Consider the following 23,611-nt stretch of genomic DNA (forward strand, 5'->3'; position numbering starts at 1 on the left):
CCAGGTTGTTGGACGAAAAAGACTTTCTGGCGACCATCATTGGCTGCCGTAATGCTGATTATGGTGAGTTTATTTGCTCTGCCTTCTGCATTCGCCGCCAAGCTTACCGATATTAAGGTGAACAATGGCTCGACTGAAAGCAAAGTGACACTCAGTTTTGATGGTCAGCCGGTTTATGCTTTCTTTTCTTTAAATTCACCCGAGCGGGTGGTGCTTGATGTCCGTCAAAGCGGCAATCTTTCTGGATTACCACTGGAATTCAGTGGGCAGAATCTGCTGAAAAGAATCCGCTCCAGTACCCCGAAAGATGAACAAAGTACCCGTCTGGTGCTGGAATTGACACAAAAAGTCAAAACTCGCGCGGTGACTCAGCAGTCGGGTAACAATTACACCGTGGTGATCACCATGACAGCGTCGGCGAGTGCCCCTGTGCGGCAAACTCAGTCTTTAAGCCCAAATAATACGCCGCTGAACCAAACCAATACGCCTAGCCCTAACGCAGGGCGGTTAACTTCACCGGCGACGAATGCGAATACGGAATCACGGATCACGAGCGCCAATACCACGTCAGTAGCTAAAAACCCGTTTAACAACAAGCCGACTGTGGTGGTGAGCAGCGAGAACATCACGACGAATACTGCGCGGCCGATCAAAACCGCCCGCCAGACCAACACTGCCAGTGCGGCGAACAGCTCCCGAGTGGTGGTGGCGATTGATGCCGGTCATGGTGGTCAGGATCCCGGTGCGATTGGGCAAAATGGCTTGCAAGAGAAGAGTGTCACTATCGCCATCGCCCGTCGGCTTGAAGCACTGCTTAACAGTGACCCGATGTTTAAACCAGTATTGACCCGCAATGGCGATTATTTTATTTCGGTAATGGGCCGTTCTGATGTGGCGCGTAAGCAGGGCGCTAACGTGTTGGTCTCCATTCATGCTGATGCGGCGCCTAACCGCAGCGCAACCGGGGCGTCAGTTTGGGTATTGTCGAATCGCCGCGCTAACAGTGAAATGGGTAATTGGCTGGAGCAGCATGAGAAACAATCCGAACTGCTTGGTGGGGCCGGTGATGTATTGGCCAACACCGCCTCTGACCCTTATTTAAGTCAGGCGGTGCTGGATTTACAATTTGGTCACTCACAGCGGGTAGGTTATGACGTCGCCACTAAGGTGCTGAATGAGCTGCAAAGAGTGGGCGATATTCACAAACGTCGGCCTGAACACGCCAGTCTTGGGGTGTTACGTTCACCGGATATTCCGTCATTGTTAGTGGAAACCGGCTTTATCAGTAATAGTACGGAGGAGCGGCTGCTTGGCAGTAGCGCGTATCAGGAGAAAATTGCTCAAGCCATTTATAAAGGTTTGCGCAGTTATTTCCTCGCGCATCCGCTACAAGCCGACCCAAAGGTCGAAAACCGTCCGCTAATTGAAACCGCGGCGGTTGATTCTTCTTCACGGCGTTCAAGTGTTAGCCAGCCAGAGCCGGTGGTCAGCAGCATAGCAAGCAGCGGCAGATCATCTGCCGCCAAACCGGCTGCGACGGGTAAAAGCCAGATTCATAAAGTCCAACGCGGCGAAACTTTATCCGGCATTGCCAGTCAATACGGCGTCAGCATGGCGGTGTTGCGGCAAAATAACACACTGAAAAATGATGTGGTCTGGGTGGGGCAGCGCTTGAAAGTCCCCGCCTCGGGAATCGCCGCGCCAAAAGCTGTGGCGAAAGCCAAGCCGAGCAAAAGCCAGCCGGTTAAGCATCAGGTAAAACGCGGCGATACGCTGTCGGCTATTGCAGCCAGATATGGTGTGTCGATGAGTGAGATTGAGCGGGCAAATAAGATAAAGTCAGGTAATGTCCAACTGGGGCAAACTCTCACTATTCCACAGTCGTAAGCGAAAGGAACTGCTATGCCAATTCAGATTCTACCACCACAGCTTGCTAACCAAATTGCCGCCGGTGAAGTGGTAGAGCGGCCTGCGTCGGTGGTGAAAGAGTTGGTAGAAAATAGCTTGGATGCCGGTGCGACACGGATTGATATTGATATCGAACGTGGTGGGGCGAAACTGATTCGTGTCCGTGATAATGGCTGCGGCATTGGTAAAGACGATTTGGTATTAGCATTGGCGCGCCATGCCACCAGTAAAATAAGCTCGCTGGAAGATTTGGAAGCCATCCTCAGTATGGGGTTTCGTGGCGAAGCACTCGCCAGCATCAGTTCAGTCTCGCGTCTAATGTTGACATCGCGCACCGCCGAACAAAATGAAGCCTGGCAGGCGTATGCTGAAGGCCGCGATATGGCGGTGACCATCAAACCTGCGGCTCATCCGGTCGGCAGCACCCTTGAAGTGCTGGATCTGTTTTATAACACGCCGGCCCGTCGCAAATTTATGCGGACTGAAAAAACCGAGTTTGGTCATATTGATGAAGTGGTGCGGCGCATTGCGCTGGCGCGTTTTGATGTGGCAATCAATCTTAGCCATAACGGTAAGTTAATGCGGCAGTATCGCGCCGCGCCTGACCCTTCCCAACATGAGCGCCGCCTGGCGAGTATCTGTGGCCCGGCATTTTTGCAGCATGCGCTGGCGATTTCCTGGCAGCACGGTGATTTGACGATTCGCGGTTGGGTAGCAGACCCTGCTGCCAGCCGTACACTGGGTGAAATGCAATATTGCTACGTCAATAACCGCATGATGCGCGACCGGCTGATTAACCACGCGATCCGCCAGGCTTATCAAGATTTACTCAAAGATGACCAGCAACCCGCCTATGTATTGTATCTGGATATTGACCCACATCAGGTGGATGTCAATGTGCATCCGGCTAAACATGAAGTGCGTTTCCATCAAGCGCGGCTAGTGCATGATTTTATTTATCAAGCGGTTACCACGGTTTTACAGCAAGCCGCTACTCCGACTCTGAACATCAATGAAGATGGTGAAGAAATCGACGCCCCGCGCTGGCAACCAGAAAATCGCGTGGCGGCGGGGGGGAATAAATATGCTCAACCGGAACCGGCGAAAACCGCGCCAGTAGCACGAGTTTCTTCTCCGGAGCGGGCTGCCATGACAGCACGGCCAGTCGCTCGTGAACCCGCCCCGACTTATAACGCCGGTCAACCCTACCAAAAACAACAAGGTGAATTATATCGCCAACTGGTGCAACCGACCGTAGTGAATAAACCGGCGGCGGTCAGTCAACCTCCGGCCTCGCCTGCGCCGCGTCAGAGACTTAATGACGAGCCACTGCACGGCGATAATTACAGCTTTGGCCGGGTGCTCACCGTGTTTCCGCCTTGCTATGCTCTTATTGAATATAAACAGGGCGTGGCATTACTGGAATTAAGGGTTGCTGAGCGTTGGTTGAAACAAGCTCAGTTGAATCCGCCCGCGGAAGGGTTGCGCCCTCAGCCGCTATTAATCCCCTTAAAACTGACATTGGATAAAAATGAAGCAGCCGCGTGCCAGCGTCATCAGAAATTGTTAGTGACCATGGGAATAGAATTGGCCGTGGAACACGAAAAGGCGACTTTACGCGCAGTATCTTTACCATTACGCCAACAAAATTTACAAAAACTGATACCGGAACTGTTAGGCTATCTGTCGCAGCATGAAGAGATATCGCCAGATGCTCTCGCCACATGGATTTCTCGCCATCTTGGCAGTGAACATGAGGTATGGAATGTGTCTCAAGCGATACAATTATTGGCAGATGTTGAACGTCTTTGTCCACAGTTGGTAAAATCACCACCAACTGGGCTATTACAACCTATTGATATAAAGGCTGCATTGGCAACCCTGAAACATGAATGATATTGAAAATCTAGACCGGCCACCGGCAATCTTTATTATGGGGCCAACTGCCTCGGGTAAAACGGCGCTCTCCATTGCGCTGAGACAACGGCTACCTGTGGAGTTAATCAGTGTCGATTCTGCCCTGATTTATCGCGGTATGGATATCGGCACCGCGAAACCCAGCGCAGAAGAGCTGGCATTAGCGCCACATCGGCTGATTGATATCCGCGATCCCGCGCAAGCATACTCCGCCGCTGATTTCCGTAAAGATGCATTAAAAGAAATGGCCGAGATTACTGCCGCCGGGCGAATTCCGCTGCTGGTGGGCGGCACTATGTTGTACTTTAAAGCGCTGTTGGATGGGTTATCGCCATTGCCGAGCGCAGACCCGCAAGTGCGCCAGCGTATTGAACAGCAGGCAGCGGAACTGGGCTGGGAAGCATTACATCAACAATTGGCTGAAATCGATCCCGTCGCGGCGGCGCGAATTCATCCTAATGATCCCCAACGGCTCTCCAGAGCACTGGAAGTTTTTTTTATTTCAGGTAAAACTCTAACAGAACTGACTAAAATTTCGGGTGAAACCTTACCGTATCGGGTTCACCAATTTGCGATTGCGCCTGTTAGCCGAGAACTGTTGCACCAGCGGATTGAATTACGTTTTCGTCAAATGCTGGATGCAGGGTTTGAAACCGAGGCTAGGGCGCTTTTTGGCCGCGGTGATTTGCATACGGATATGCCAGCCATTCGTTGTGTGGGATATCGGCAGATGTGGTCTTATCTGTCCGGTGAGATTGATTACGACGACATGGTTTACCGCGGAATCTGTGCGACACGCCAACTGGCAAAGCGCCAAATGACCTGGTTGCGGGGCTGGGGTTCAGTCCAGTGGCTTGACAGCGATAAGCCGGGAGAGGCTTTAGACTCTGTAATACAGGTTGTTAGTGCATAGGTTGAATGATTGTGTACAATTGATTAGTACTCAACGCGCGGATTTTTTTACGCAGTTTATTTTCGAGCCGATAGGTTCTTAGTTAATAACAACAAGCAAATAAGGAAAATACAGAATGGCTAAGGGGCAATCTTTGCAAGATCCGTTCCTGAACGCATTGCGTCGTGAACGGGTTCCGGTTTCTATTTATTTAGTGAATGGCATTAAACTGCAGGGCCAAGTTGAGTCTTTTGATCAGTTTGTCATTCTGTTAAAAAATACAGTCAGCCAGATGGTTTATAAACACGCCATCTCTACTGTTGTGCCTTCTCGCCCGGTTTCGCATCACAGCAATAGTCCGAGTGGTAGCACTAATAATTATCATGGTAGTAATCCATCTGCGCCGCAATCACCGCAGCAGGATAGCGATGACGCTGAATAAAGCGCATTGCTGGTCAACCATGACGGGGAACATAAGCAACGGATTCGGGTTTATGTTCTCCGCACTAGCGGTTTTGATCCGTTTGAGAGGTTGCACGTTTGTTTGACCGTTATGAAGGCGGTGAGCAGGCCGTACTGGTTCATATCTATTTCTCGCAAGACAAAAACTCAGAGGATCTGCGTGAGTTCGAAGCGCTGGTATCTTCTGCGGGCGTAGAAGCTTTGCAAATTGTGACGGGTAGTCGCAAAGCTCCACATCCTAAGTTTTTTGTGGGCGAGGGAAAGGCAGTAGAAATTGCTGATGCAGTGAAAGCCAGTGGTGCGTCTGTTGTCTTGTTTGATCATGCCCTTTCCGCAGCGCAGGAGCGAAATCTTGAGCGTTTGTGTGAGTGTCGGGTTATTGATCGTACTGGGCTGATTTTAGATATTTTTGCCCAACGGGCCCGTACCCATGAAGGTAAATTGCAGGTCGAATTAGCGCAATTGCGTCATATTGCGACCCGCTTGGTACGTGGTTGGACGCATCTTGAGCGTCAAAAGGGGGGCATCGGCCTAAGAGGGCCAGGTGAAACCCAGTTGGAGACCGACCGCCGTTTGCTACGTGACCGCATCAGCTTGATTTTGAGCCGTTTGGAGCGAGTTGCAAAGCAGCGTGAGCAGGGGCGGCGCGCGCGCACCCGTGCTGATATTCCGACAGTATCTTTGGTGGGATATACCAACGCCGGTAAATCTAGCCTGTTTAACAAAATTACGGCAGCTGATGTTTACGCGGCTGACCAACTATTTGCTACGCTGGATCCAACTTTACGCCGTATTACTGTGGCTGATGTGGGCGATACAGTGTTGGCGGATACGGTAGGCTTTATCCGGCATTTGCCGCACGATCTGGTTGCTGCTTTTAAAGCGACATTACAAGAAACGCGGCAAGCCTCATTACTGCTACACATTATTGATGCAGCTGATCCTCGGGTGGCCGAGAATATGGCCGCAGTCGATTCTGTATTGGCAGAAATCGAGGCGGATGAAATCCCTACATTATTAGTAATGAATAAAATTGATTTGTTGGATGATTTCGTCCCGCGAATTGATCGCAACGAAGACAATCTGCCAGTCAGAGTTTGGCTTTCGGCCCAAACTGGCGCAGGTATCCCGTTGCTCTTTCAAGCGTTAACGGAGCGTCTTTCAGGTGAGATCGCACACTTTGAATTACGTTTGCCGCCTCAGGCAGGCCGTTTACGCAGCCGTTTTTACCAGCTTCAGGCAATTGAAAAAGAGTGGATAGACGAGGACGGGAACGTCGGTATGGTGGTAAGAATGCCTATCGTTGATTGGCGTCGTCTCTGTAAGCAAGAGCAAGATTTGGTCAGTTATATTACTAATGAGCCAGTACGGCTAATTAATTGATTATCTGATTGATTTTGCGAGATTAAGAGCCAGCTTCTTTGGCGTGTGCTCTTGGCCTGAAGAAAACCAATCATAGAAGAATGGAGCTAAAACATGGCGTGGAATCAGCCCGGTAATAACGGACAGGACCGCGATCCGTGGGGGAGCAGCAATAATAATGGCGGCAACTCTGGCGGAAATAACAATAACAATAATAATAAAGGTGGCCGTGACCAAGGGCCGCCCGATCTGGATGATATCTTCCGGAAACTGAGCAAAAAGCTAAGTAGCCTCACAGGCAAAGGTGGCGGCAACGGCAATGGCAATAATGGCGCGACACAAGGCCCTGCTTTCAGTGGGCGTATTGTGGGTATCGCTGTGGTTGCGGTTGTGGTTATCTGGGCGGCAAGTGGTTTCTATACAATTAAAGAAGCTGAGCGCGGTGTTGTGACTCGCTTGGGTAAATTAAGCCACATTGTACAGCCAGGTTTGAACTGGAAACCGACCTTTATTGATGAAGTTACTCCGGTTAACGTCGAGTCTGTACGTGAATTGGCGGCTTCAGGTGTCATGTTGACCTCTGATGAAAACGTCGTTCGTATCGAAATGAACGTCCAGTACCGCGTAACTGATCCGGCCGCTTATCTATTTAGCGTGACAAACCCGGATGACAGTCTGCGTCAGGCCACTGACAGCGCAGTGCGTGGTGTTATTGGTAAATACACCATGGACAAAATCCTCACCGAAGGCCGTACCATCGTGCGTAGCGATACTCAGCGTGTACTGGAAGAAACTATTCGTCCATACAAAATGGGTATTACTTTGCTGGACGTTAACTTCCAGGCAGCGCGTCCGCCGGAAGAAGTTAAAGCGGCATTTGATGATGCGATTGCTGCCCGTGAAAACGAACAACAATATATTCGTGAAGCAGAAGCTTACACCAACGAAGTTCAGCCTCGTGCTAATGGTCAGGCGCAGCGTCTGTTAGAAGATGCTCGTGCATATGCCGCACGTAAAGTGCTGGAAGCGCAGGGTGAAGTTGCTGGTTTTGCTAAGTTGTTGCCTGAGTATAAGGCTGCACCGGAAATTACCCGTGAGCGTCTGTATATCGAAACCATGGAGAAAGTCCTCGGTCACACTCGCAAAGTGCTGGCGAATGACAAAGGTAATAGTCTGATGGTGCTGCCGTTGGATCAACTGCTGCGTGGACAAGGTGCTACAGAGAAAACGGATGGCAACAAAGACACCAGTCTGATTCGTTTGAATCCGCCTTCCTCTGCTAATAGCAGCCAAGAATCTGGTGCAAGTAACTCGAATACCAGTTCAACCAGTGGCTCTATCATGGATCAGCGCCGGGCGAATGCTCAGCGTGATACTTCCACTCGCGTAGGGAGAGAATAACCAATGCGTAAGTCTATTTTACTTATCGTCGTTGTGGTGTTAGTCGCACTCTACGCTTCGCTGTTTGTGGTACAAGAAGGTCAACGCGGTATTGTACTGCGCTTTGGCAAGGTATTACGTGATAGTGAGAACAAGCCGCTGGTGTACGCGCCGGGTCTGCACTTCAAAATACCATTTATCGAAACAGTGAAGACGTTGGATGCCCGTATTCAAACCATGGACAACCAGGCCGACCGTTTCGTGACCAACGAGAAAAAAGACCTGATTGTTGACTCATACCTGAAATGGCGTATCAGCGATTTCAGCCGTTACTATCTGGCCACCGGTGGTGGTGATGTATCTCAGGCTGAAGTGCTGTTGAAACGTAAATTCAGTGACCGTTTGCGTTCTGAAATCGGTCGCCTGAATGTGCGCGACATCGTAACAGATTCACGCGGTCGTCTGACTTCAGATGTTCGTGATGCGCTGAATACCGGTAGTGTGGGCGATGAAGCCGTTACTACTGAAGCGGATGATGCTATTGCCTCTGCGGCAGCCCGTGTTGAACAGGAAACCCGTGGCAAACAGCCAGCGGTTAACCCGAACAGCATGGCGGCTCTGGGGATTGAAGTAGTTGACGTGCGTATCAAGCAAATCAACTTACCGGCAGAAGTCTCTGACGCTATCTTCCAGCGTATGCGTGCTGAACGTGAAGCGGTAGCCCGTCGTCACCGTTCGCAAGGTCAGGAAGAAGCCGAGAAGTTGCGTGCAACAGCTGACTATGAAGTGACGCGTACTCTGGCAGAAGCAGAACGTCAGGCGCGTATTACGCGTGGTGGCGGTGATGCAGAAGCGGCTCGTCTGTTTGCTGACGCATTCAGTAAAGATCCAGACTTCTATGCTTTCATCCGTAGCTTGCGCGCGTATGAAAATAGCTTCAGCAGCGGCAACGATGTGATGGTTCTGAGCCCTGAAAGTGATTTTTTCCGCTACATGAAATCGCCGGATAACTCTAGCAAACGTCCATAACGACTGCCGTGACAGCCGGTTTTTGACAGCAACAGTAAGGCCCGTTTATGCGGGCCTTTTCTATTTTAGGCCGCCTTTTCCATTTGATTGAGACAGAAAATGAATTCAACCATCTTGTTAGCATTGGGTTTGGTTTTGGTGCTGGAAGGGCTTGGCCCGATGCTTTACCCCAAAACCTGGCGCAAAATGATTCAGGCAATGACTGAATTACCTGATGCCACTTTACGTCGTTTTGGCGGAGGATTAGTGGTTGCAGGCATCGTTATCTACTACATGTTGCGTAGCCGCATGGGTGGCTAAATGTAAGCACAAAAATTGTGCAGTTATGTGTTAAAAATTACTGAAAGCAGCCGAATGAGATGTTAGAATCCTTTTTTAAGCAACCTGGTGATTTTTGAGATGGGTAAGAACGTCGTCGTACTGGGCACCCAATGGGGTGACGAAGGTAAGGGCAAGGTCGTTGACCTGCTGACTGAACGGGCTAAATATGTTGTGCGCTATCAAGGTGGTCACAACGCTGGCCATACTTTGGTTATTAACGGTGAGAAAACCGTTCTTCATTTAATTCCCTCAGGTATTCTGCGTGAAAACGTAATCAGCATCATCGGCAACGGTGTTGTACTGGCACCTGACGCTTTAATGAAAGAGATGACAGAACTTGAAGCGCGCGGTGTGCCTGTACGTGAGCGACTGTTACTCTCCGAAGCATGCCCATTAATCCTGCCTTATCATGTAGCTCTGGATAATGCGCGTGAAAAAGCACGTGGTGCAAAAGCTATTGGTACTACCGGTCGTGGTATCGGCCCTGCCTATGAAGATAAAGTTGCTCGCCGCGGTCTGCGTGTAGGCGATTTATTCAACAAAGAAACTTTCGCGATCAAACTGAAAGAAATTGTGGATTACCACAACTTCCAGTTGGTGCATTACTACAAAGAAGAAGCTGTTGACTACCAGAAAGTGCTGGATGAAGTATTGGCTATCGCCGATATTCTGACCGCAATGGTCGTTGATGTTTCTGAATTGTTGGACGGTGCCCGCAAACGTGGCGATTTCATGATGTTTGAAGGCGCACAAGGCACTTTGCTGGACATCGACCACGGTACTTATCCGTATGTGACTTCATCTAACACCACCGCAGGTGGCGTAGCGACAGGTTCTGGCCTGGGTCCACGTTATGTTGATTATGTACTGGGTATCGTTAAAGCTTATTCCACTCGTGTAGGTGCAGGTCCATTCCCGACTGAACTGAATGACGAGACCGGCGAATTCCTGCGCAAGCAAGGCAACGAATATGGTGCGACCACTGGCCGTAGCCGTCGTACCGGCTGGTTGGATATCGTTGCGGTGCGTCGTGCTGTGCAGATCAACTCCTTGTCTGGCTTCTGCATGACTAAACTGGACGTGCTGGATGGCCTGAAAGAAGTTAAGCTTTGTGTTGGCTACCGCATGCCAGATGGTCGCGAAGTGACGACCACTCCGCTGGCTGCTGAAGGTTGGGAAGGTATCGAGCCAATCTACGAAACCATGCCAGGCTGGTCAGACGTTACTTTTGGCGTGAAAGAACACAGTAAGTTGCCACAGGCAGCCCTGAACTACATCAAACGTGTAGAAGAGCTGACAGGTGTTCCGGTTGATATTATTTCTACCGGCCCAGATCGTGAAGAAACCATGATCCTGCGCGACCCATTTGATGCATGATTAGTTAGCTGATAGCTAAATAATCAGAATTCAGATTCCAATAAACCGGGCTTACGTCCGGTTTATTGTTTATACCTTTCTTACTTGATGTTGCCGTGTTGTTAGTTGCAAAGCTAAGATTTTTGGGTATGACTGTGTGCAGAAGTGACCTCGGATAAGCCGTTTTACATCAAAAGACTCGCCCTCCATCTAAAAGATTAGCCGCAAGCTTTATGGCTGGTTTATCATTCAAACTATAAGTTTCTAAATAGCACTTAGAATCGCACTTATAATCTATCCAAAACGTGTCATCTTAGATGGGTTTAAGCCGAGTAAACTGATACTCAGGGGTATACGTGCAGTTAACAAGTTTTACCGATTATGGTTTGCGGGCGCTGACTTATATGGCCTCGCTACCTGAAGGCCAAATGACCAGCATTTCTCAGGTAACTGAGGTCTATGGCGTGTCTCGCAATCATATGGTTAAAATAATCAATCAGTTGAGCCGTGTCGGGCTGGTCACCGCTGTGCGGGGGAAAAACGGCGGCATACGGTTAGGTAAACCGGCTGACCAGATTCGAATTGGCGACGTTGTGCGCCAGTTAGAACCTCTTTCTCTGGTGAATTGCAGTAGTGATTTTTGCCATATAACACCCGCTTGCCGCCTGAAACAAGTGCTTAATCAGGCAGTACAAAGTTTCCTTAATGAGTTGGATAACTATACTTTAGCCGATATGGTTCAAGATAATGTCCCGCTCTATAAGCTATTACTTGTTGAGTAGATTTTTGCTTAATCAAAGATATATATACCCAAAGTAATTGGAGTTGCTGGTAGGCAGCCAGTAAACGAATCCCGATGAGCTTACACTGGTAAGTGAATCGGGTGAGAGCGCGCAGCTAACACCCCTGCAGCTTCAAGTACGCGGGGTATAAGGCTGCTGCTGACAACGGAGGAACCGCAATGTCACAAGATCCATTCTTGGAACGAGAAGCAGAGAAATATGAGTCACCGATCCCTAGCCGGGAATTCATTTTGGCTCATCTCGCGAAGCGCGAAACACCCGCCAGCCGTGAAGAGCTGGCCAATGAACTTAATTTATCTGGTGAGGAACAGCTAGAGGCGCTGCGTCGCCGCCTGCGCGCCATGGAGCGTGATGGGCAATTGGTCTTCACCCGCCGTCAGTGCTATGCCTTACCTGAGCGTCTGGACTTATTGCGCGGGACAGTTATTGGCCACCGTGATGGTTTCGGCTTTTTACGTGTTGAAGGCAGTAAAGACGATCTGTATCTCTCCGCAGAACAGATGAAAACCGCGATTCATGGTGATGTGGTCTTGGCCCAGCCGGTTGGCGCTGACCGCAAAGGCCGCCGTGAAGCGCGTATCGTGCGCGTATTAGTCCCGAAAACTAGCCAGATTGTCGGCCGTTACTTTACTGATGCCGGTACCGGTTTTGTGGTGCCGGATGATGGCCGCTTGAGTTTTGATATCCTGATTCCACCTGATGCTATCTGCGGTGCGCGGATGGGCTATATGGTCGTGGTCGAGTTAACTCAGCGCCCGACTCGCCGTTCTAAAGCGGTGGGTAAGATTGTTGAAGTGCTCGGCGAGAATATGGGTACCAGCATGGCGGTAGATATCGCGCTGCGCACCCATGAAATCCCGCATACCTGGCCGCCACAAGTTGAAAAGCAAGTTGCGGATCTGAAAGAGCAAGTGCCGGAAGAAGCGAAAAAAGGGCGGGTGGATTTACGCAACCTACCTTTGGTCACTATTGATGGTGAAGATGCCCGTGACTTCGATGATGCGGTGTATTGTGAGAAAAAACGCGGTGGTGGCTGGCGCTTGTGGGTGGCGATTGCTGATGTCAGCTATTATGTGCGCCCGCGCACTGCGCTGGATGATGAAGCTCGCAGCCGTGGTAACTCGGTTTACTTCCCGTCGCAAGTTGTTCCGATGCTGCCGGAAGTGCTGTCCAACGGCCTTTGCTCCCTGAATCCACAGGTAGACCGCCTGTGCATGGTGTGTGAGATGACCATCTCCGCCCAGGGTAAGTTATCGTCGTATAAGTTCTACGAAGCAGTGATGAGCTCCCACGCGCGTCTGACCTACACCAAAGTGTGGCGGATTATTGATGGTGAAGAGTCGCTGCGTGAACAATATAAGCCGCTGGTGCCGCATTTGTTAGAGCTGCACACCATGTACAAAGCGCTGGATCAAGCCCGTGCTGAACGCGGCGGTATTGCCTTTGAAACCGAAGAAGCCAAGTTTATCTTCAATGCCGAACGGCGCATTGAGCGTGTTGAATCGACGGTGCGTAATGACGCGCATAAATTGATTGAAGAATGCATGATTCTGGCGAACATTGCTGCGGCGCGTTTTGTGGAAAAACACAACGAACCGGCGCTGTTCCGTGTGCATGACCGCCCAAGTGATGACCATATCTCAGCCCTGCGCAGTGTGCTGGGTGAGCTGGGCCTGACCCTCGGCGGCGGTTTGAAACCAGAGCCGAAAGATTATGCGGTGCTGATGGATGAAGTTGCGGATCGTCCGGATCATGAAATGCTGCAAACCATGTTGCTGCGCTCGATGAAACAGGCGATTTACGATCCGGAAAACCGCGGCCACTTTGGCTTGGCATTAGCGTCTTATGGGCATTTTACCTCGCCAATTCGCCGTTATCCTGATTTAGCCATGCATCGGGCTATCAAATACCAGCTCGCTAAAGAGCACGGCAATGTGAAAGAGCGCTGGACACCCACCGGTGGCTGGCACAGTGAATATGACGAGATGCTGCAATTGGGCGAACATTGCTCAATGACTGAACGCCGCGCTGATGAAGCGACCCGTAACGTAGCTGACTGGCTGAAGTGTGACTTTATGCAAGATCAGGTGGGTAAAGTCTTCACCGGGATTATTGCCAGTGTCACCGGCTTTGGTTTCTTCGTGCGCCTCGATGACTTGTTTATTGATGGTCTGGTACATGTTTCCAGCCTGGATAATGATTACTACCGCTACGATAACATCGGTCAGCGCTTGATCGGCGAGTCCTCCGGCATGGTCTACCGGCTGGGTGATACCGTGGAAATCCGGGTTGAAGCTGTCCATATGGATGAGCGCAAAATTGATTTTGCACTGGTCTCCAGCACCCGTAAACCGCGTGGCGAAGGCAAAACGGCGCGTGATAAAGCCAAGAAAGCCGACGGCCAACGTACTATGCGCGATACCTCCACCGGGCGTGGTGGGCGCGGCGCTTCATCTGGAGCTCCGCGCCGTGATGGCGCACCAGCACCGGCAGGAAGTGGGCAGAAGCGCCCTCGTCGTGCTAAAAAACCGGCAAACTTTGAGCCGGATAGTGCTTTCCGTCCGGTAGATGCTGCCGCTAAGTTAGATGAAAAAGCGCTGGCTGAGAAAAAGGCCAAAGCGAAAGCGAAAAGAGCATCCGCCAAGACCAAGAAAATTGCTGCTGCCACCAAGGCCAAGCGCGCGAAGAAAAAAACTAGCAGCGACCAATAATGGCCTGTTGATTGTCGGGCGGCCTTGGTCGCCCACATTCATTTATATTTAATCATTTATAAAAGAGCATCATGAGCGAAATTATTTACGGTATTCACTCCGTCAAAGCCTTGTTAGACAATGATCCACAACGTTTTTTGGAAGTTTTTATTCTGAAAGGCCGTGACGATCGTCGCCTACAACCCTTGATTGCTGAACTGGAAGCTGCCGGTTTGGTCATTCAGGTTGCCAGCCGCCAGTGGTTGGATTCACAGGTTGAGGGCGGTGTCCATCAGGGTATCGTGGCGCGAGTCCGTGAAGGGCGTCAGTATCAGGAAAATGACTTGCCAGCATTACTGGAAAGTGTGGAAACGCCTTTTCTATTGGTGCTGGATGGTGTCACTGACCCGCATAATCTGGGCGCGTGTTTGCGCAGTGCGGATGCTGCGGGAGTACACGCGGTTATCGTGCCGCGGGATCGCTCGGCGCAGCTTAATGCCATTGCCAAGAAAGTCGCCAGTGGTGCTGCTGAAAACGTGCCATTGATTAAAGTGACGAATTTGGCGCGTACACTGCGGGTGTTACAAGAGCACAATGTCTGGATTGTCGGCACCGCCGGTGAAGCTGACCACACTTTATATCAGAGCAAAATGACTGGCCCGATGGCGCTGGTGATGGGGGCCGAAGGTGAGGGTATGCGCCGCTTGACCCGCGAACACTGCGACGAGCTGATCAGCATCCCGATGGCGGGGAGTGTTTCCTCCCTCAATGTGTCGGTCGCTACCGGTGTGTGTTTGTTTGAAGCAGTGCGTCAGCGAGCACTGAAAATCTAATATACCCGTCGCCCTTCAATATGCAGGGGTGTTGGCTGCTTTCACTCACCCCAGTCACTTACTTATGTAAGCTCCTGGGGACTTGCTCATTTGCCGCCTACCTGCAACTCGAAGTAACTTGGGTATATTCATTTCATTTCATCCCTGCATGTCAAAAAGGCCAACATTTTCGGATGTTGGCCTTTTGTTTGTCAGATAGGGGGATTTTTCACCACTATCAGTGATATTGAGTAGATCAATATCTGTTTGTGATAAGTCCGCCAGCAAAAAGCCACGTCTGCACCATACTTAACCCTGATTTATGAATGACGGTTTCATAATGAATATTGGAATGGAGGAAAGTATGGAGTGGCAGACTCACTTAGTTTTCAACCAACCAGAGCCATTATCGAACAGTAATTTATTTCTGTCTGATATGGCCCTGCGGGAAGCTGTGTTGCGGGAACATGCTAGCTGGGATGGGGAAGATCTTTCTCGGATTGGACTGCAACTGGGTTCGCAGGGGTCACTTGAGCTAGGGCGGCTGGCAAATGCTAATCCGCCAGAATTATTGCGCTACGATGCCGCTGGGCAGCGCTTGGATCAGGTGCGATTTCATCCGGCTTGGTATGTGTTAATGCAAGAGTTGGTCAGCCACCGGGTGCATAATTTGCCGTGGCAAGAAGATGCTCGGAGAGGCTCTTTTGTTGCCCGTGCGGCGCGCTTTATCCTGCATGCCCAGGTGGAGGCAGGGACGTTATGCCCGATAACCATGACATTTGGCGCGATCCCGCTGCTGCAACAAACACTTCCGCCACTATTCCAAAATTGGCTACCGCCACTGCTTTCAGACCGCTATGACTCTCATCAAACCGTCGGTAGCCAGAAGCGGGGTTTATTGATTGGCATGGGCATGACGGAAAAACAGGGCGGCTCTGATGTATTAAGTAACTCTACCAGAGCCGAGCCGCTGGAAGTGCGCGGCCATGGAGAAGCTTATCGACTGGTCGGGCACAAATGGTTTTTCTCGGTGCCACAAAGTGATGCGCATCTGGTGCTGGCGCAAGCTGAGGGCGGTTTATCTTGCTTCTTCCTGCCGAAAATATTGCCGGACGGCACCGACAACGCCATCCGCTTAGAGCGCTTGAAAGAGAAACTCGGCAACCGCTCGAATGCCAGCAGCGAGGTCGAATTTGATCACGCCACCGCTTGGTTATTGGGGGAGGAGGGCGACGGCATTCGCCAAATTCTAAAAATGGGCGGATATACCCGTTTTGATTGCGCGCTCGGTAGCCATGGCCTGATGAGGCGCGCTTTTTCCGTCGCGTTATATCATGCCTGGCAGCGGCAGGCTTTTGGTAAAGCACTGGTTGAGCAACCTTTGATGCGGCAAGTCTTAAGCCGCATGGCATTGCGTTTAGAGGGCCACACCGCGCTATTAATGCGCTTAGCCAGCGCATGGGAAAAAACCGGCGAAATTCATGAGCAGATATTCAGTCGATTACTGACACCGGCGGCAAAATACCGCGTCTGTGGGCTGGGCAGTGGGTTTGTTGCGGAGGCGATGGAGGTGCTCGGCGGGATTGGCTATTGCGAACAAAGTGAGTTGCCGCGGATTTATCGGGAAATGCCGGTCAACAGTATTTGGGAAGGCTCCGGCAATATTATGTGTCTTGATGTGCTGCGCACATTCCGCAAACTCCCCTCTGCGATAGACATGCTTCAGCAAGAGTTTTATCCCGTACGAGGGCAAAACCGGCTATTTGACCGCGCATGGCGGCAATTGCAGCAGCGGCTGAAAAATCCTAAGGAAGAACAAGGGCGGGCAATAACCCAGCAACTGTTTGATTTATGCTGTGCATCGCAATTACTGCGGTTTACCTCACCGCCGTTAGCCGATGCCTGGTGCCATATGACGCTCGATCATCGGGATCAATATATGTTGCCGGAAGCTGTTTGCGCGCGGTTGTTGAGCCGCGCCACCGGGGTTGCGGGCTGACAATTCAATAATTTACTTATACAACAGTGCGTTGGCATACCAAATGCCCGGATAAATACTGTCAGACATCATGATAATCAAATAGTAGGGCGCGCCACTGGCATTTGCCCTGCGTTTAATTTCAGCTTCGATATCCATTGGGCTGCCAAATACTTGAGCTGAGACGGAGCCCACTTTTTGTAAATTAAGGCTCTGTGCGCGGGTAATTTCCTGAGCATAGGGCTGAGCCACAGGCGGCGGAGCCGGGGTGACGTGAAAAGCACTGCAAGCTGAAAGTCCAAGAGTGATCAGTAGGAACACCATTGCGCGTTTTATCTTCATTTTTACCTCTTTGTCAGCAGGGCCGTCACCGCCCAGCCCATTATTTCTCAAGTGTAACGCTCAAGCGCCAAGATGAGGGAATATCTTGGAAGAAATTAGTTTAAGACTTTATACCCGCCATACTTCAAACTGCATTAAGTTTTTAAGTCTATAAATCAGTTTTTCGTATTGATGCTGTGCTTGATAAATAAAGGATTCTCGCCATGATTGAGATGTCGCTGGAAAACATTAATGGGATTGAGGTCATCCATGCGGCCCCTGCGGGTAAGCGCCAGCAGCCGCTACCGACCATTTTCTTTTATCACGGTTACACCTCGTCAAAAGAGGTTTATTCCTATTTTGCTTATGTTTTCGCACAAGCAGGTTTTCGCACTATCGTGCCGGATGCGGACATGCATGGCGCGCGTTTTGAGGGTAATGAAACTCGGCGACTTTCTCATTTTTGGGAGATCCTGAAATCGAATATTGATGAGTTGCCCGCGATTAAACAACATTATCAACAGGCGGGATTGATTGAGGGAGAGCGGATTGGTGTTGCGGGAGCATCAATGGGCGGGATGACGACGTTGGGCGCGTTTGCCCGCTATCCGTGGGTCAGTGTCGCCGCCGATTTTATGGGGTCGGGTTATTTTACCTCGCTGGCGCACACGCTGTTTCCTCCCTTGGAGGGCGGACGCGAGGTCAGCGCGGCAGAGTTTGAGCGCCGTCTGGCACCTTTGACAGATTATGACCTTACCCATCAGTTAGAAAAAATTGCTGATCGGCCATTATTGGTTTGGCATGGTGAAGCGGATGAGGTGGTACCGGCGGCAGAGAGTGCGCGGTTGGTTCAAGCTCTGCAAATCAGTGGGCGCGATAAGCACCTAACCTATCTCACCGAAGCAGGGATTGGGCATAAAATCACCCCAACCGCCTTGGCTGCGGGGACGCTTTTCTTTAGTCAATATCTATAAAAAACCCCCGACAAGCGGGGGGAATGGGTCTGCGGGCAATCTTTTTCTTTCTCTGTATTTCTGGGTGTTTCTCTGGTGTTGTATTTATCTATTGAATCTTAGCGATAGAGAACGGCATTAACGTGTATGGAACTGTTATCGCCAGGTTCATGCATAGCAATTATCTGATAAGAACTGGCTCCGCGTTCATCGGCTAATTGACTGATTTGCGCCGTGGCGTCATCAGGAGAAACCACATTGTGGCCCAGTGACAATGCGCCGATACTGACGCGCTGTTGCTGCATAGCTTGTTGGGCGGTTATTTCTGTGGCAGCGAAAGTGCTGGTCGATAAGACCAAGCCGAGTAGGGTTGCGATGGTGAGTGTATGTTTCATCGGTGACTCCAATATCTTATTTATATACTTTGAATAACTTTCAGTTAGCTGCGCCGCTTGTTTTGCGGTGGATGTAATTAATTTTAGTCTCTTTTGTTAATTTAAAAATACGTGATAATTGATTCACTTTGTCAAAAAAAATGAATAATATTCATGCGGAGCTAATGATTTCATTGAAAGATTTAGCGGACTAATGGATTAACATCCATAGGTTCTGTCATGAACAAAAAGTGCGGTTTTAGCAGAGTAATGGTTAGAACAAGAATAAATCCCCGGCAATCCTTGAGTTTCAATCCGCCCGCAAGTATAGTTACGCGTCATTTTTCAGCCGCACACAAACACGTTCCTTGCCTCCATGGGCCGCGGTTGACCCTATCAGGAGGCTGAATAATCCGTAAGGAGCAATAATCGATGCGTCATTACGAAATCGTTTTTATGGTCCATCCTGACCAAAGCGAACAGGTTCCGGGCATGATCGAGCGCTATAGTGCAACAATCACTAATGCTGCTGGTACGATCCACCGTCTGGAAGACTGGGGCCGCCGTCAGCTGGCTTACCCGATCAATAAACTGCACAAAGCTCACTACGTTCTGCTGAACGTTGAAGCCCCGCAGGAAGCGATCGATGAGCTGGAAACAAACTTCCGCTTCAACGACGCCGTTATCCGTAGCATGGTTATGCGCGTTAAACACGCGGTAACTGAAGCATCACCAATGGTTAAAGCGAAAGACGAACGCCGTGAGCGTCACGACTTCGCGTCAGAAGCCAATGATGATTCTGAAGCTGGGGATTCTGAAGAGTAATTGCCGTGGTGACCACTAATCGTCTGGTACTCTCTGGCACTGTGTGCAAGACACCGGTTCGAAAAGTCAGTCCTTCTGGCATTCCGCATTGTCAATTTGTGCTTGAGCACCGATCAACACAGCAGGAAGCCGGATTCAGCCGACAAACATGGTGCAGAATGCCTGTTATTGTCAGCGGACAAAAGTCACAAGCATTAACTCACAGCATAACGGTCGGCAGTCAGTTAACCGTTGAAGGCTTCATTAGCTGCCATCAAGGTCGCAATGGGCTGAACAAATTGGTTCTGCATGCCGAGCAGATTGAATTTATAGATTCTGGAGACTAGCCAAATGGCACGTTATTTCCGTCGTCGCAAGTTCTGCCGTTTTACCGCGGAAGGCGTTGTAGAGATTGATTATAAAGATATCGCTACGCTGAAAAATTATGTCACTGAAAGTGGCAAAATTGTCCCGAGCCGTATTACCGGTACTCGCGCAAAATACCAGCGTCAGCTCGCCCGTTGTATCAAGCGCGCACGCTACCTGTCTTTGTTGCCGTACACTGATCGTCATCAGTAATCGGCCACTGTCCATTAACGACTTTGAGAGGATAAGGTAATGCAAGTTATTCTGCTTGATAAAGTAGCAAACCTGGGCAGCCTGGGTGACCAAGTGAATGTTAAAGCGGGCTACGCTCGTAACTTCCTGGTTCCACAAGGTAAAGCTGTTCCGGCAACTAAGAAAAACGTAGAGTTCTTTGAAGCACGCCGTGCAGAATTGGAAGCCAAATTGGCTGGCGTTCTGGCTGCTGCTGAAGCTCGCGCTGCTAAAATTAACGAACTGGTTAGCGTTACTATCGCTTCTAAATCTGGCGATGAAGGCAAACTGTTCGGCTCTATCGGTACTCGCGACATCGCAGACGCTGTAACTGCAGCTGGCGTTGAAGTGGCCAAGAGCGAAGTTCGTTTGCCGAATGGCGTTCTGCGTACCACTGGTGAGCATGAAGTTCACTTCCAGGTACACAGCGACGTATTCGCTAAACTGAACGTGATTGTGGTTGCAGAAGCGTAAGTTACGCTGCTGTTAACCTGCTAAAACGCCAGCCTTGTGCTGGCGTTTTGCTTTCTGGCGATGTCTTGTTTTCTGACAGTGTCTGGCTTTCTGGTAAAGAGTAAATAGCCGTTAGGATGCTGATTCCGATGGCAAAATATCAAACTGACACTCCTCAGCCGCCACTTTTGAACAGTGGTAAATTTCAAGAAAAGCCGTCTGCTGATATTGCCAATGAGGTTTGCCACTGATGGAGACCGGCCAGGTTTTATTCCCGTAATACATATCTAACTGCCAACCCTCGGCCTGCAAGTTATAAATACACTTTTGAAATATCCCCTGATGGACGCTGTTTCCCTCCTCATTTTCACTGTTGAGAATTAAAAGTGCCTCACTGAAATCTTTAATCGCGGTTTTGTTTTGCGGTATAGACCCTTGCAAGGAGCCTGTCCATTGCTCGTCACCGTCGGCTTCGGCGGAATAAAATAACCCTATTTGTTGGATAGTATTAATCGCCGGACAGTGCTGAGCCACTGCGCTAAATGGGGCGTAAAGTAGCCATAAAACAGGCAATTTATATTTCATAATCACTCCCTTGTGAGTATGGGTATTCGCTGGTGTTATGAATGGTGTGGACCATCCATAAACAACCTACTGCGGGAGCGGCGGGATAACATTATCAAAGAAAATAAGGCGGTAAACAGAAGTGGTTCTGGGCGGCTGGGGTTAACGTTCGCGACGATAACTGCCATCGTTTTGCCGGGTAAATAGCGCTTCCGTACTATTGGTAGATTCAATGGCTTTGGTAGATTCAATGGCCAGCGCCGCCACCATGCCTTCTGCATCCAGCATGATTTTAACTTCTTGTCCGGCTTTGAGGTTACTGAGCGGTTTATCATTCCCTTCAACTTGCGCCATCGCAAAAACTTCATTCACCGGCAAGTTATTATCGCGGAACAACTGCGCCAGTGTTTTTCCTGATTGAATTTGATAACTCTGCCAGTTCCCCTGTAACGGCGGTATCTGTGGAGACGCCACCGTTGGAGGTGGCGGAGCATCAAGATTACCTTGTAATTGGGCCTGTAGTGGCACGTCAGTGGACGGCGCACTCACCGGGAAGGTGTTATTGGTATTATCACGGGAAGCCGGCCACAGCAGTGCCAGCAGTAATACCGTGGTCGCAATAATGACCCAGCGGCGGTGAAAGAGAGGCAACGGCTCCATCCACTCAAAACTGTCCGGTAAATGCCAGATTTTCAGTAACAGCCCTTTAATCCCTTTTTCCTGTGCAACTGCTGCGGCAGTTTGCGGGGACACATTATTTTCAGTCGAGGCGATATCCTCAGCAGGAGAAATGTGTTCAGACACACTGACTTCTGACATCAGATTTTGATCATCAGCATTTTTAGTCTCCGGCAATACCCTCTGCCGGATACTCAGCCAGGCGTGTAGCAATGGCTGATAAACTCGAGTGTTTTTCCTTCTCCTGGGCGCGATTCTGCCCATGGTGACCTCTCTTCAACAACATAAATAACAAAAGGGCAATTTACCCATAGGCTTCTAAGTATAACCTTTCTTGCTTGAAGCATGACGGGTATAAACGGGGATATTCCCCATTAGCTTGCTACCATTGTTTCTTTTTCTACGATAAAAGTCATCATTCACGAAGCAAGATTTTACCGCGCTCCCCTGCTGCTGTTATGCTGGCGGCTTCGACATGATTAGTGACTAAAGGAAAATCCATGACAATCCCTTCTTTTGATAGCGTTGAAGCGCAAGCGAGCTACGGAATTGGTTTACAAATCGGGCAGCAATTGCAAGAGTCCGGGCTGGAAGGTTTATTGCCAGAAGCATTGTTGGCAGGTTTGCGTGACGCGATGGAAGGGAATACACCGACTGTCCCTGTTGATGTAATACATCGCGCATTGCAAGAAGTGCATGAAAAAGCTGATAAAGTTCGCGTTGAACGCCAACAGGCTTTGGTAGAAGAAGGGAAAACATTCCTGGAAGAAAATGCCAAGCGTGATGATGTCACCACCACCGAGTCCGGCTTACAATTCTCTGTATTACAGGCGGGTGATGGCCCAATTCCATCTCGCCAAGACCGTGTACGTGTGCACTATACAGGTCGCCTGGTTGATGGCACGGTATTTGATAGCTCAGTTGAGCGCGGCCAACCAGCCGAGTTCCCAGTCAGCGGCGTTATTCCCGGCTGGATTGAAGCTCTGTCCATGATGCCAGTTGGGTCTAAGTGGAAGCTGTATATCCCACATAACCTGGCCTATGGCGAGCGTGGTGCTGGTGCGACTATCCCACCATTCAGCGCATTGATGTTTGAAGTGGAACTGCTGGAAATTCTGTAAGTTAGACAGAGAATGGCATGAGAAAGGGCGACATGATGTCGCCCTTTTTGCGTTTATTGAATGGGTCTGTAATCTACAGTGAGGTTATTCGCCATCCAGTGCGCGGGGAAACAGCAAATTATTTTCCAGATGAATATGTTCCATCAGGTCAGTTATGAATTCATTGATACCGGTATAAAGCGCCCGCCAGGTGTTACAGGCACCCTCTGGTGGCGTCATATTTTGTGTCAGTTGTTTAACCACTTCCAACTGTTGTCCTACCGCATCATGCTCAGCTTCCATGACAAATATTGGCCCACCGGCTTGTGACCCCATACCGCGTTTGATCATCGGGAACAGAATTTGCTCCTCTTTGTACATATGCTGGGTAAGTTCTTCTAAAATAGCGCTAAGTTCGGCCGCCACCCCCCGAGGACATGCTGGTTTTTCGCCATGAACGCGCTCAACCTTTTCAGCCATTAGAATCAATTCTGGCAGTTGCTCGCGATGGCGGTTGTGATAGCGGCTGATAATAAAATCAATGATGTTTGCCAGCGGTTGTTGCTGCCAATCTTCAGATGATTGTAGCTCGGTTTGCAAGGCGCTCAACTGCGCCTCTAGCGCGTCAATATCCAGATTTAGCTTAGTGGCTGCTCGTAACAGTGTTTGCTTGCCACCACAGCAGAAATCCAACTGATGCTGACGAAATAATTTTGTTGCCCGTGGAATGGCGATAGCCAAAGCACCCAGAGACTGATTGCGGTAATCCATGATGACACCTCATTGAGTAATTAAATATCTATAAGATGCATAATAAATACATGTTATGGTTCGCGATATAGCTCTAAAGAGGTAAG

At 49.9% G+C, this 23,611-nt stretch carries 24 protein-coding genes; 19 read left to right on the forward strand and 5 right to left on the reverse strand.

From position 1 onward, the window contains the following. Positions 1-51 precede the first annotated feature (51 nt). The 13 genes from amiB to OP863_RS02155 all read left to right on the forward strand — a co-directional run bounded on the left by amiB (position 52) and on the right by OP863_RS02155 (position 16,931). Positions 52-1,887: an N-acetylmuramoyl-L-alanine amidase AmiB gene (gene amiB, locus OP863_RS02095; protein WP_265526223.1), complete on the forward strand. Its 1,836-nt coding sequence runs from the start codon at positions 52-54 to the stop codon at positions 1,885-1,887. Positions 1,888-1,902: 15 nt separating this feature from the next. After that, complete coding sequence (gene mutL, locus OP863_RS02100; protein ID WP_265525839.1) at positions 1,903-3,804, forward strand: DNA mismatch repair endonuclease MutL; 1,902 nt, start codon at positions 1,903-1,905, stop codon at positions 3,802-3,804. After that, a complete protein-coding gene (gene miaA / locus OP863_RS02105) occupies positions 3,797-4,738 on the forward strand; it encodes a tRNA (adenosine(37)-N6)-dimethylallyltransferase MiaA (RefSeq protein WP_145588807.1) in 942 nt (313 codons plus the stop codon). The genes mutL and miaA overlap by 8 nt, the downstream gene beginning before the upstream one ends. A 115-nt stretch (positions 4,739-4,853) precedes the next feature. Further along, the gene (gene hfq / locus OP863_RS02110; RefSeq protein ID WP_042562589.1) at positions 4,854-5,159 is read left to right on the forward strand and encodes an RNA chaperone Hfq; all 306 of its coding nucleotides are present in this window, start codon (positions 4,854-4,856) and stop codon (positions 5,157-5,159) included. A gap of 98 nt (positions 5,160-5,257) precedes the next feature. Beyond that, a complete protein-coding gene (gene hflX, locus OP863_RS02115; RefSeq protein WP_038636933.1) occupies positions 5,258-6,562 on the forward strand; it encodes a ribosome rescue GTPase HflX in 1,305 nt (434 codons plus the stop codon). A 93-nt stretch (positions 6,563-6,655) separates the two neighbouring features. Next, positions 6,656-7,942 (forward strand): FtsH protease activity modulator HflK, encoded by a 1,287-nt coding sequence (gene hflK / locus OP863_RS02120; protein ID WP_038636930.1) that lies wholly within the window; start codon positions 6,656-6,658, stop codon positions 7,940-7,942. Positions 7,943-7,945: 3 nt separating this feature from the next. Beyond that, positions 7,946-8,950: a protease modulator HflC gene (gene hflC / locus OP863_RS02125; protein WP_038636928.1), complete on the forward strand. Its 1,005-nt coding sequence runs from the start codon at positions 7,946-7,948 to the stop codon at positions 8,948-8,950. 99 nt (positions 8,951-9,049) lie between these two features. After that, on the forward strand, positions 9,050-9,250 hold the full coding sequence (locus tag OP863_RS02130; protein WP_145588806.1) for a DUF2065 domain-containing protein: 201 nt from the start codon (positions 9,050-9,052) through the stop codon (positions 9,248-9,250). A gap of 99 nt (positions 9,251-9,349) precedes the next feature. Then, on the forward strand, positions 9,350-10,648 hold the full coding sequence (locus OP863_RS02135; RefSeq protein WP_038636925.1) for an adenylosuccinate synthase: 1,299 nt from the start codon (positions 9,350-9,352) through the stop codon (positions 10,646-10,648). A 335-nt stretch (positions 10,649-10,983) separates the two neighbouring features. Continuing rightward, complete coding sequence (nsrR, locus tag OP863_RS02140; RefSeq protein ID WP_145588805.1) at positions 10,984-11,409, forward strand: nitric oxide-sensing transcriptional repressor NsrR; 426 nt, start codon at positions 10,984-10,986, stop codon at positions 11,407-11,409. Between the two features lie 179 nt (positions 11,410-11,588). After that, the gene (rnr, locus tag OP863_RS02145; RefSeq protein WP_145588804.1) at positions 11,589-14,141 is read left to right on the forward strand and encodes a ribonuclease R; all 2,553 of its coding nucleotides are present in this window, start codon (positions 11,589-11,591) and stop codon (positions 14,139-14,141) included. 71 nt (positions 14,142-14,212) lie between these two features. Continuing rightward, positions 14,213-14,953 (forward strand): 23S rRNA (guanosine(2251)-2'-O)-methyltransferase RlmB, encoded by a 741-nt coding sequence (gene rlmB, locus OP863_RS02150; RefSeq protein ID WP_004392482.1) that lies wholly within the window; start codon positions 14,213-14,215, stop codon positions 14,951-14,953. 331 nt (positions 14,954-15,284) lie between these two features. Then, on the forward strand, positions 15,285-16,931 hold the full coding sequence (locus tag OP863_RS02155) for an isovaleryl-CoA dehydrogenase (RefSeq protein WP_145588816.1): 1,647 nt from the start codon (positions 15,285-15,287) through the stop codon (positions 16,929-16,931). 12 nt (positions 16,932-16,943) lie between these two features. Here the strand turns inward: OP863_RS02155 and bsmA are convergent, their stop codons facing one another. Continuing rightward, positions 16,944-17,252 (reverse strand): biofilm peroxide resistance protein BsmA, encoded by a 309-nt coding sequence (bsmA, locus tag OP863_RS02160; RefSeq protein WP_145588803.1) that lies wholly within the window; start codon positions 17,250-17,252, stop codon positions 16,944-16,946. 203 nt (positions 17,253-17,455) lie between these two features. Here bsmA and yjfP point away from each other — a divergent pair, with 203 nt between their 5' ends. Continuing rightward, complete coding sequence (gene yjfP / locus OP863_RS02165) at positions 17,456-18,205, forward strand: esterase (protein WP_145591765.1); 750 nt, start codon at positions 17,456-17,458, stop codon at positions 18,203-18,205. 98 nt (positions 18,206-18,303) lie between these two features. Here the strand turns inward: yjfP and OP863_RS02170 are convergent, their stop codons facing one another. After that, the gene (locus OP863_RS02170; RefSeq protein ID WP_038636909.1) at positions 18,304-18,579 is read right to left on the reverse strand and encodes a DUF1471 domain-containing protein; all 276 of its coding nucleotides are present in this window, start codon (positions 18,577-18,579) and stop codon (positions 18,304-18,306) included. Between the two features lie 411 nt (positions 18,580-18,990). Here OP863_RS02170 and rpsF point away from each other — a divergent pair, with 411 nt between their 5' ends. The 4 genes from rpsF to rplI are packed head-to-tail and all read left to right on the forward strand — an operon-like array spanning position 18,991 to position 20,433. Further along, positions 18,991-19,383, forward strand: coding sequence for a 30S ribosomal protein S6 (gene rpsF / locus OP863_RS02175; protein WP_002210153.1), 393 nt, complete (start codon positions 18,991-18,993; stop codon positions 19,381-19,383). A 5-nt stretch (positions 19,384-19,388) separates the two neighbouring features. Continuing rightward, on the forward strand, positions 19,389-19,709 hold the full coding sequence (priB, locus tag OP863_RS02180) for a primosomal replication protein N (RefSeq protein WP_049613473.1): 321 nt from the start codon (positions 19,389-19,391) through the stop codon (positions 19,707-19,709). 4 nt (positions 19,710-19,713) lie between these two features. After that, positions 19,714-19,941, forward strand: a complete 228-nt coding sequence (gene rpsR / locus OP863_RS02185; protein WP_004392491.1) for a 30S ribosomal protein S18 — start codon at positions 19,714-19,716, stop codon at positions 19,939-19,941. A gap of 39 nt (positions 19,942-19,980) precedes the next feature. Continuing rightward, a complete protein-coding gene (rplI, locus tag OP863_RS02190; RefSeq protein WP_038636905.1) occupies positions 19,981-20,433 on the forward strand; it encodes a 50S ribosomal protein L9 in 453 nt (150 codons plus the stop codon). Between the two features lie 111 nt (positions 20,434-20,544). Here rplI and OP863_RS02195 read toward each other — a convergent pair whose 3' ends face one another. Both OP863_RS02195 and OP863_RS02200 read right to left on the reverse strand, forming a co-directional pair. Further along, entirely contained in the window at positions 20,545-20,997 is a 453-nt protein-coding gene (locus OP863_RS02195) for a DUF3757 domain-containing protein (protein ID WP_038636903.1), read from the reverse strand. A 141-nt stretch (positions 20,998-21,138) separates the two neighbouring features. Then, positions 21,139-21,918: a LysM-like peptidoglycan-binding domain-containing protein gene (locus OP863_RS02200; RefSeq protein ID WP_145588801.1), complete on the reverse strand. Its 780-nt coding sequence runs from the start codon at positions 21,916-21,918 to the stop codon at positions 21,139-21,141. A gap of 236 nt (positions 21,919-22,154) precedes the next feature. Between OP863_RS02200 and OP863_RS02205 the strand changes: the two genes are divergently transcribed. Further along, on the forward strand, positions 22,155-22,775 hold the full coding sequence (locus OP863_RS02205; RefSeq protein ID WP_038636897.1) for a peptidylprolyl isomerase: 621 nt from the start codon (positions 22,155-22,157) through the stop codon (positions 22,773-22,775). Between the two features lie 84 nt (positions 22,776-22,859). Here OP863_RS02205 and ytfE read toward each other — a convergent pair whose 3' ends face one another. Then, positions 22,860-23,525, reverse strand: a complete 666-nt coding sequence (gene ytfE / locus OP863_RS02210; protein ID WP_038636891.1) for an iron-sulfur cluster repair protein YtfE — start codon at positions 23,523-23,525, stop codon at positions 22,860-22,862. Between the last annotated feature and the right edge of the window lie 86 nt (positions 23,526-23,611).

The sequence above is a fragment of the Yersinia sp. SCPM-O-B-9106 (C-191) genome (assembly GCF_026183365.1).
Lineage (GTDB): Bacteria > Pseudomonadota > Gammaproteobacteria > Enterobacterales > Enterobacteriaceae > Yersinia > Yersinia rochesterensis.

Excerpts from the sequence above, each read along its gene's own strand:
- OP863_RS02200 (WP_145588801.1), bottom strand. The coding sequence starts at position 21,918 with ATGGGCAGAATCGCGCCCAGGAGAAGGAAAAACACTCGAGTTTATCAG.
- bsmA (WP_145588803.1), bottom strand. The coding sequence starts at position 17,252 with ATGAAGATAAAACGCGCAATGGTGTTCCTACTGATCACTCTTGGACTT.
- rpsR (WP_004392491.1), top strand. The coding sequence starts at position 19,714 with ATGGCACGTTATTTCCGTCGTCGCAAGTTCTGCCGTTTTACCGCGGAA.
- OP863_RS02205 (WP_038636897.1), top strand. The coding sequence starts at position 22,155 with ATGACAATCCCTTCTTTTGATAGCGTTGAAGCGCAAGCGAGCTACGGA.
- rplI (WP_038636905.1), top strand. The coding sequence starts at position 19,981 with ATGCAAGTTATTCTGCTTGATAAAGTAGCAAACCTGGGCAGCCTGGGT.
- yjfP (WP_145591765.1), top strand. The coding sequence starts at position 17,456 with ATGATTGAGATGTCGCTGGAAAACATTAATGGGATTGAGGTCATCCAT.
- hflC (WP_038636928.1), top strand. The coding sequence starts at position 7,946 with ATGCGTAAGTCTATTTTACTTATCGTCGTTGTGGTGTTAGTCGCACTC.
- hfq (WP_042562589.1), top strand. The coding sequence starts at position 4,854 with ATGGCTAAGGGGCAATCTTTGCAAGATCCGTTCCTGAACGCATTGCGT.
- OP863_RS02170 (WP_038636909.1), bottom strand. The coding sequence starts at position 18,579 with ATGAAACATACACTCACCATCGCAACCCTACTCGGCTTGGTCTTATCG.
- miaA (WP_145588807.1), top strand. The coding sequence starts at position 3,797 with ATGAATGATATTGAAAATCTAGACCGGCCACCGGCAATCTTTATTATG.
- mutL (WP_265525839.1), top strand. The coding sequence starts at position 1,903 with ATGCCAATTCAGATTCTACCACCACAGCTTGCTAACCAAATTGCCGCC.
- OP863_RS02155 (WP_145588816.1), top strand. The coding sequence starts at position 15,285 with ATGGAGGAAAGTATGGAGTGGCAGACTCACTTAGTTTTCAACCAACCA.
- amiB (WP_265526223.1), top strand. The coding sequence starts at position 52 with ATGCTGATTATGGTGAGTTTATTTGCTCTGCCTTCTGCATTCGCCGCC.
- hflK (WP_038636930.1), top strand. The coding sequence starts at position 6,656 with ATGGCGTGGAATCAGCCCGGTAATAACGGACAGGACCGCGATCCGTGG.
- rlmB (WP_004392482.1), top strand. The coding sequence starts at position 14,213 with ATGAGCGAAATTATTTACGGTATTCACTCCGTCAAAGCCTTGTTAGAC.
- rnr (WP_145588804.1), top strand. The coding sequence starts at position 11,589 with ATGTCACAAGATCCATTCTTGGAACGAGAAGCAGAGAAATATGAGTCA.
- OP863_RS02195 (WP_038636903.1), bottom strand. The coding sequence starts at position 20,997 with ATGAAATATAAATTGCCTGTTTTATGGCTACTTTACGCCCCATTTAGC.
- rpsF (WP_002210153.1), top strand. The coding sequence starts at position 18,991 with ATGCGTCATTACGAAATCGTTTTTATGGTCCATCCTGACCAAAGCGAA.
- OP863_RS02130 (WP_145588806.1), top strand. The coding sequence starts at position 9,050 with ATGAATTCAACCATCTTGTTAGCATTGGGTTTGGTTTTGGTGCTGGAA.
- ytfE (WP_038636891.1), bottom strand. The coding sequence starts at position 23,525 with ATGGATTACCGCAATCAGTCTCTGGGTGCTTTGGCTATCGCCATTCCA.
- OP863_RS02135 (WP_038636925.1), top strand. The coding sequence starts at position 9,350 with ATGGGTAAGAACGTCGTCGTACTGGGCACCCAATGGGGTGACGAAGGT.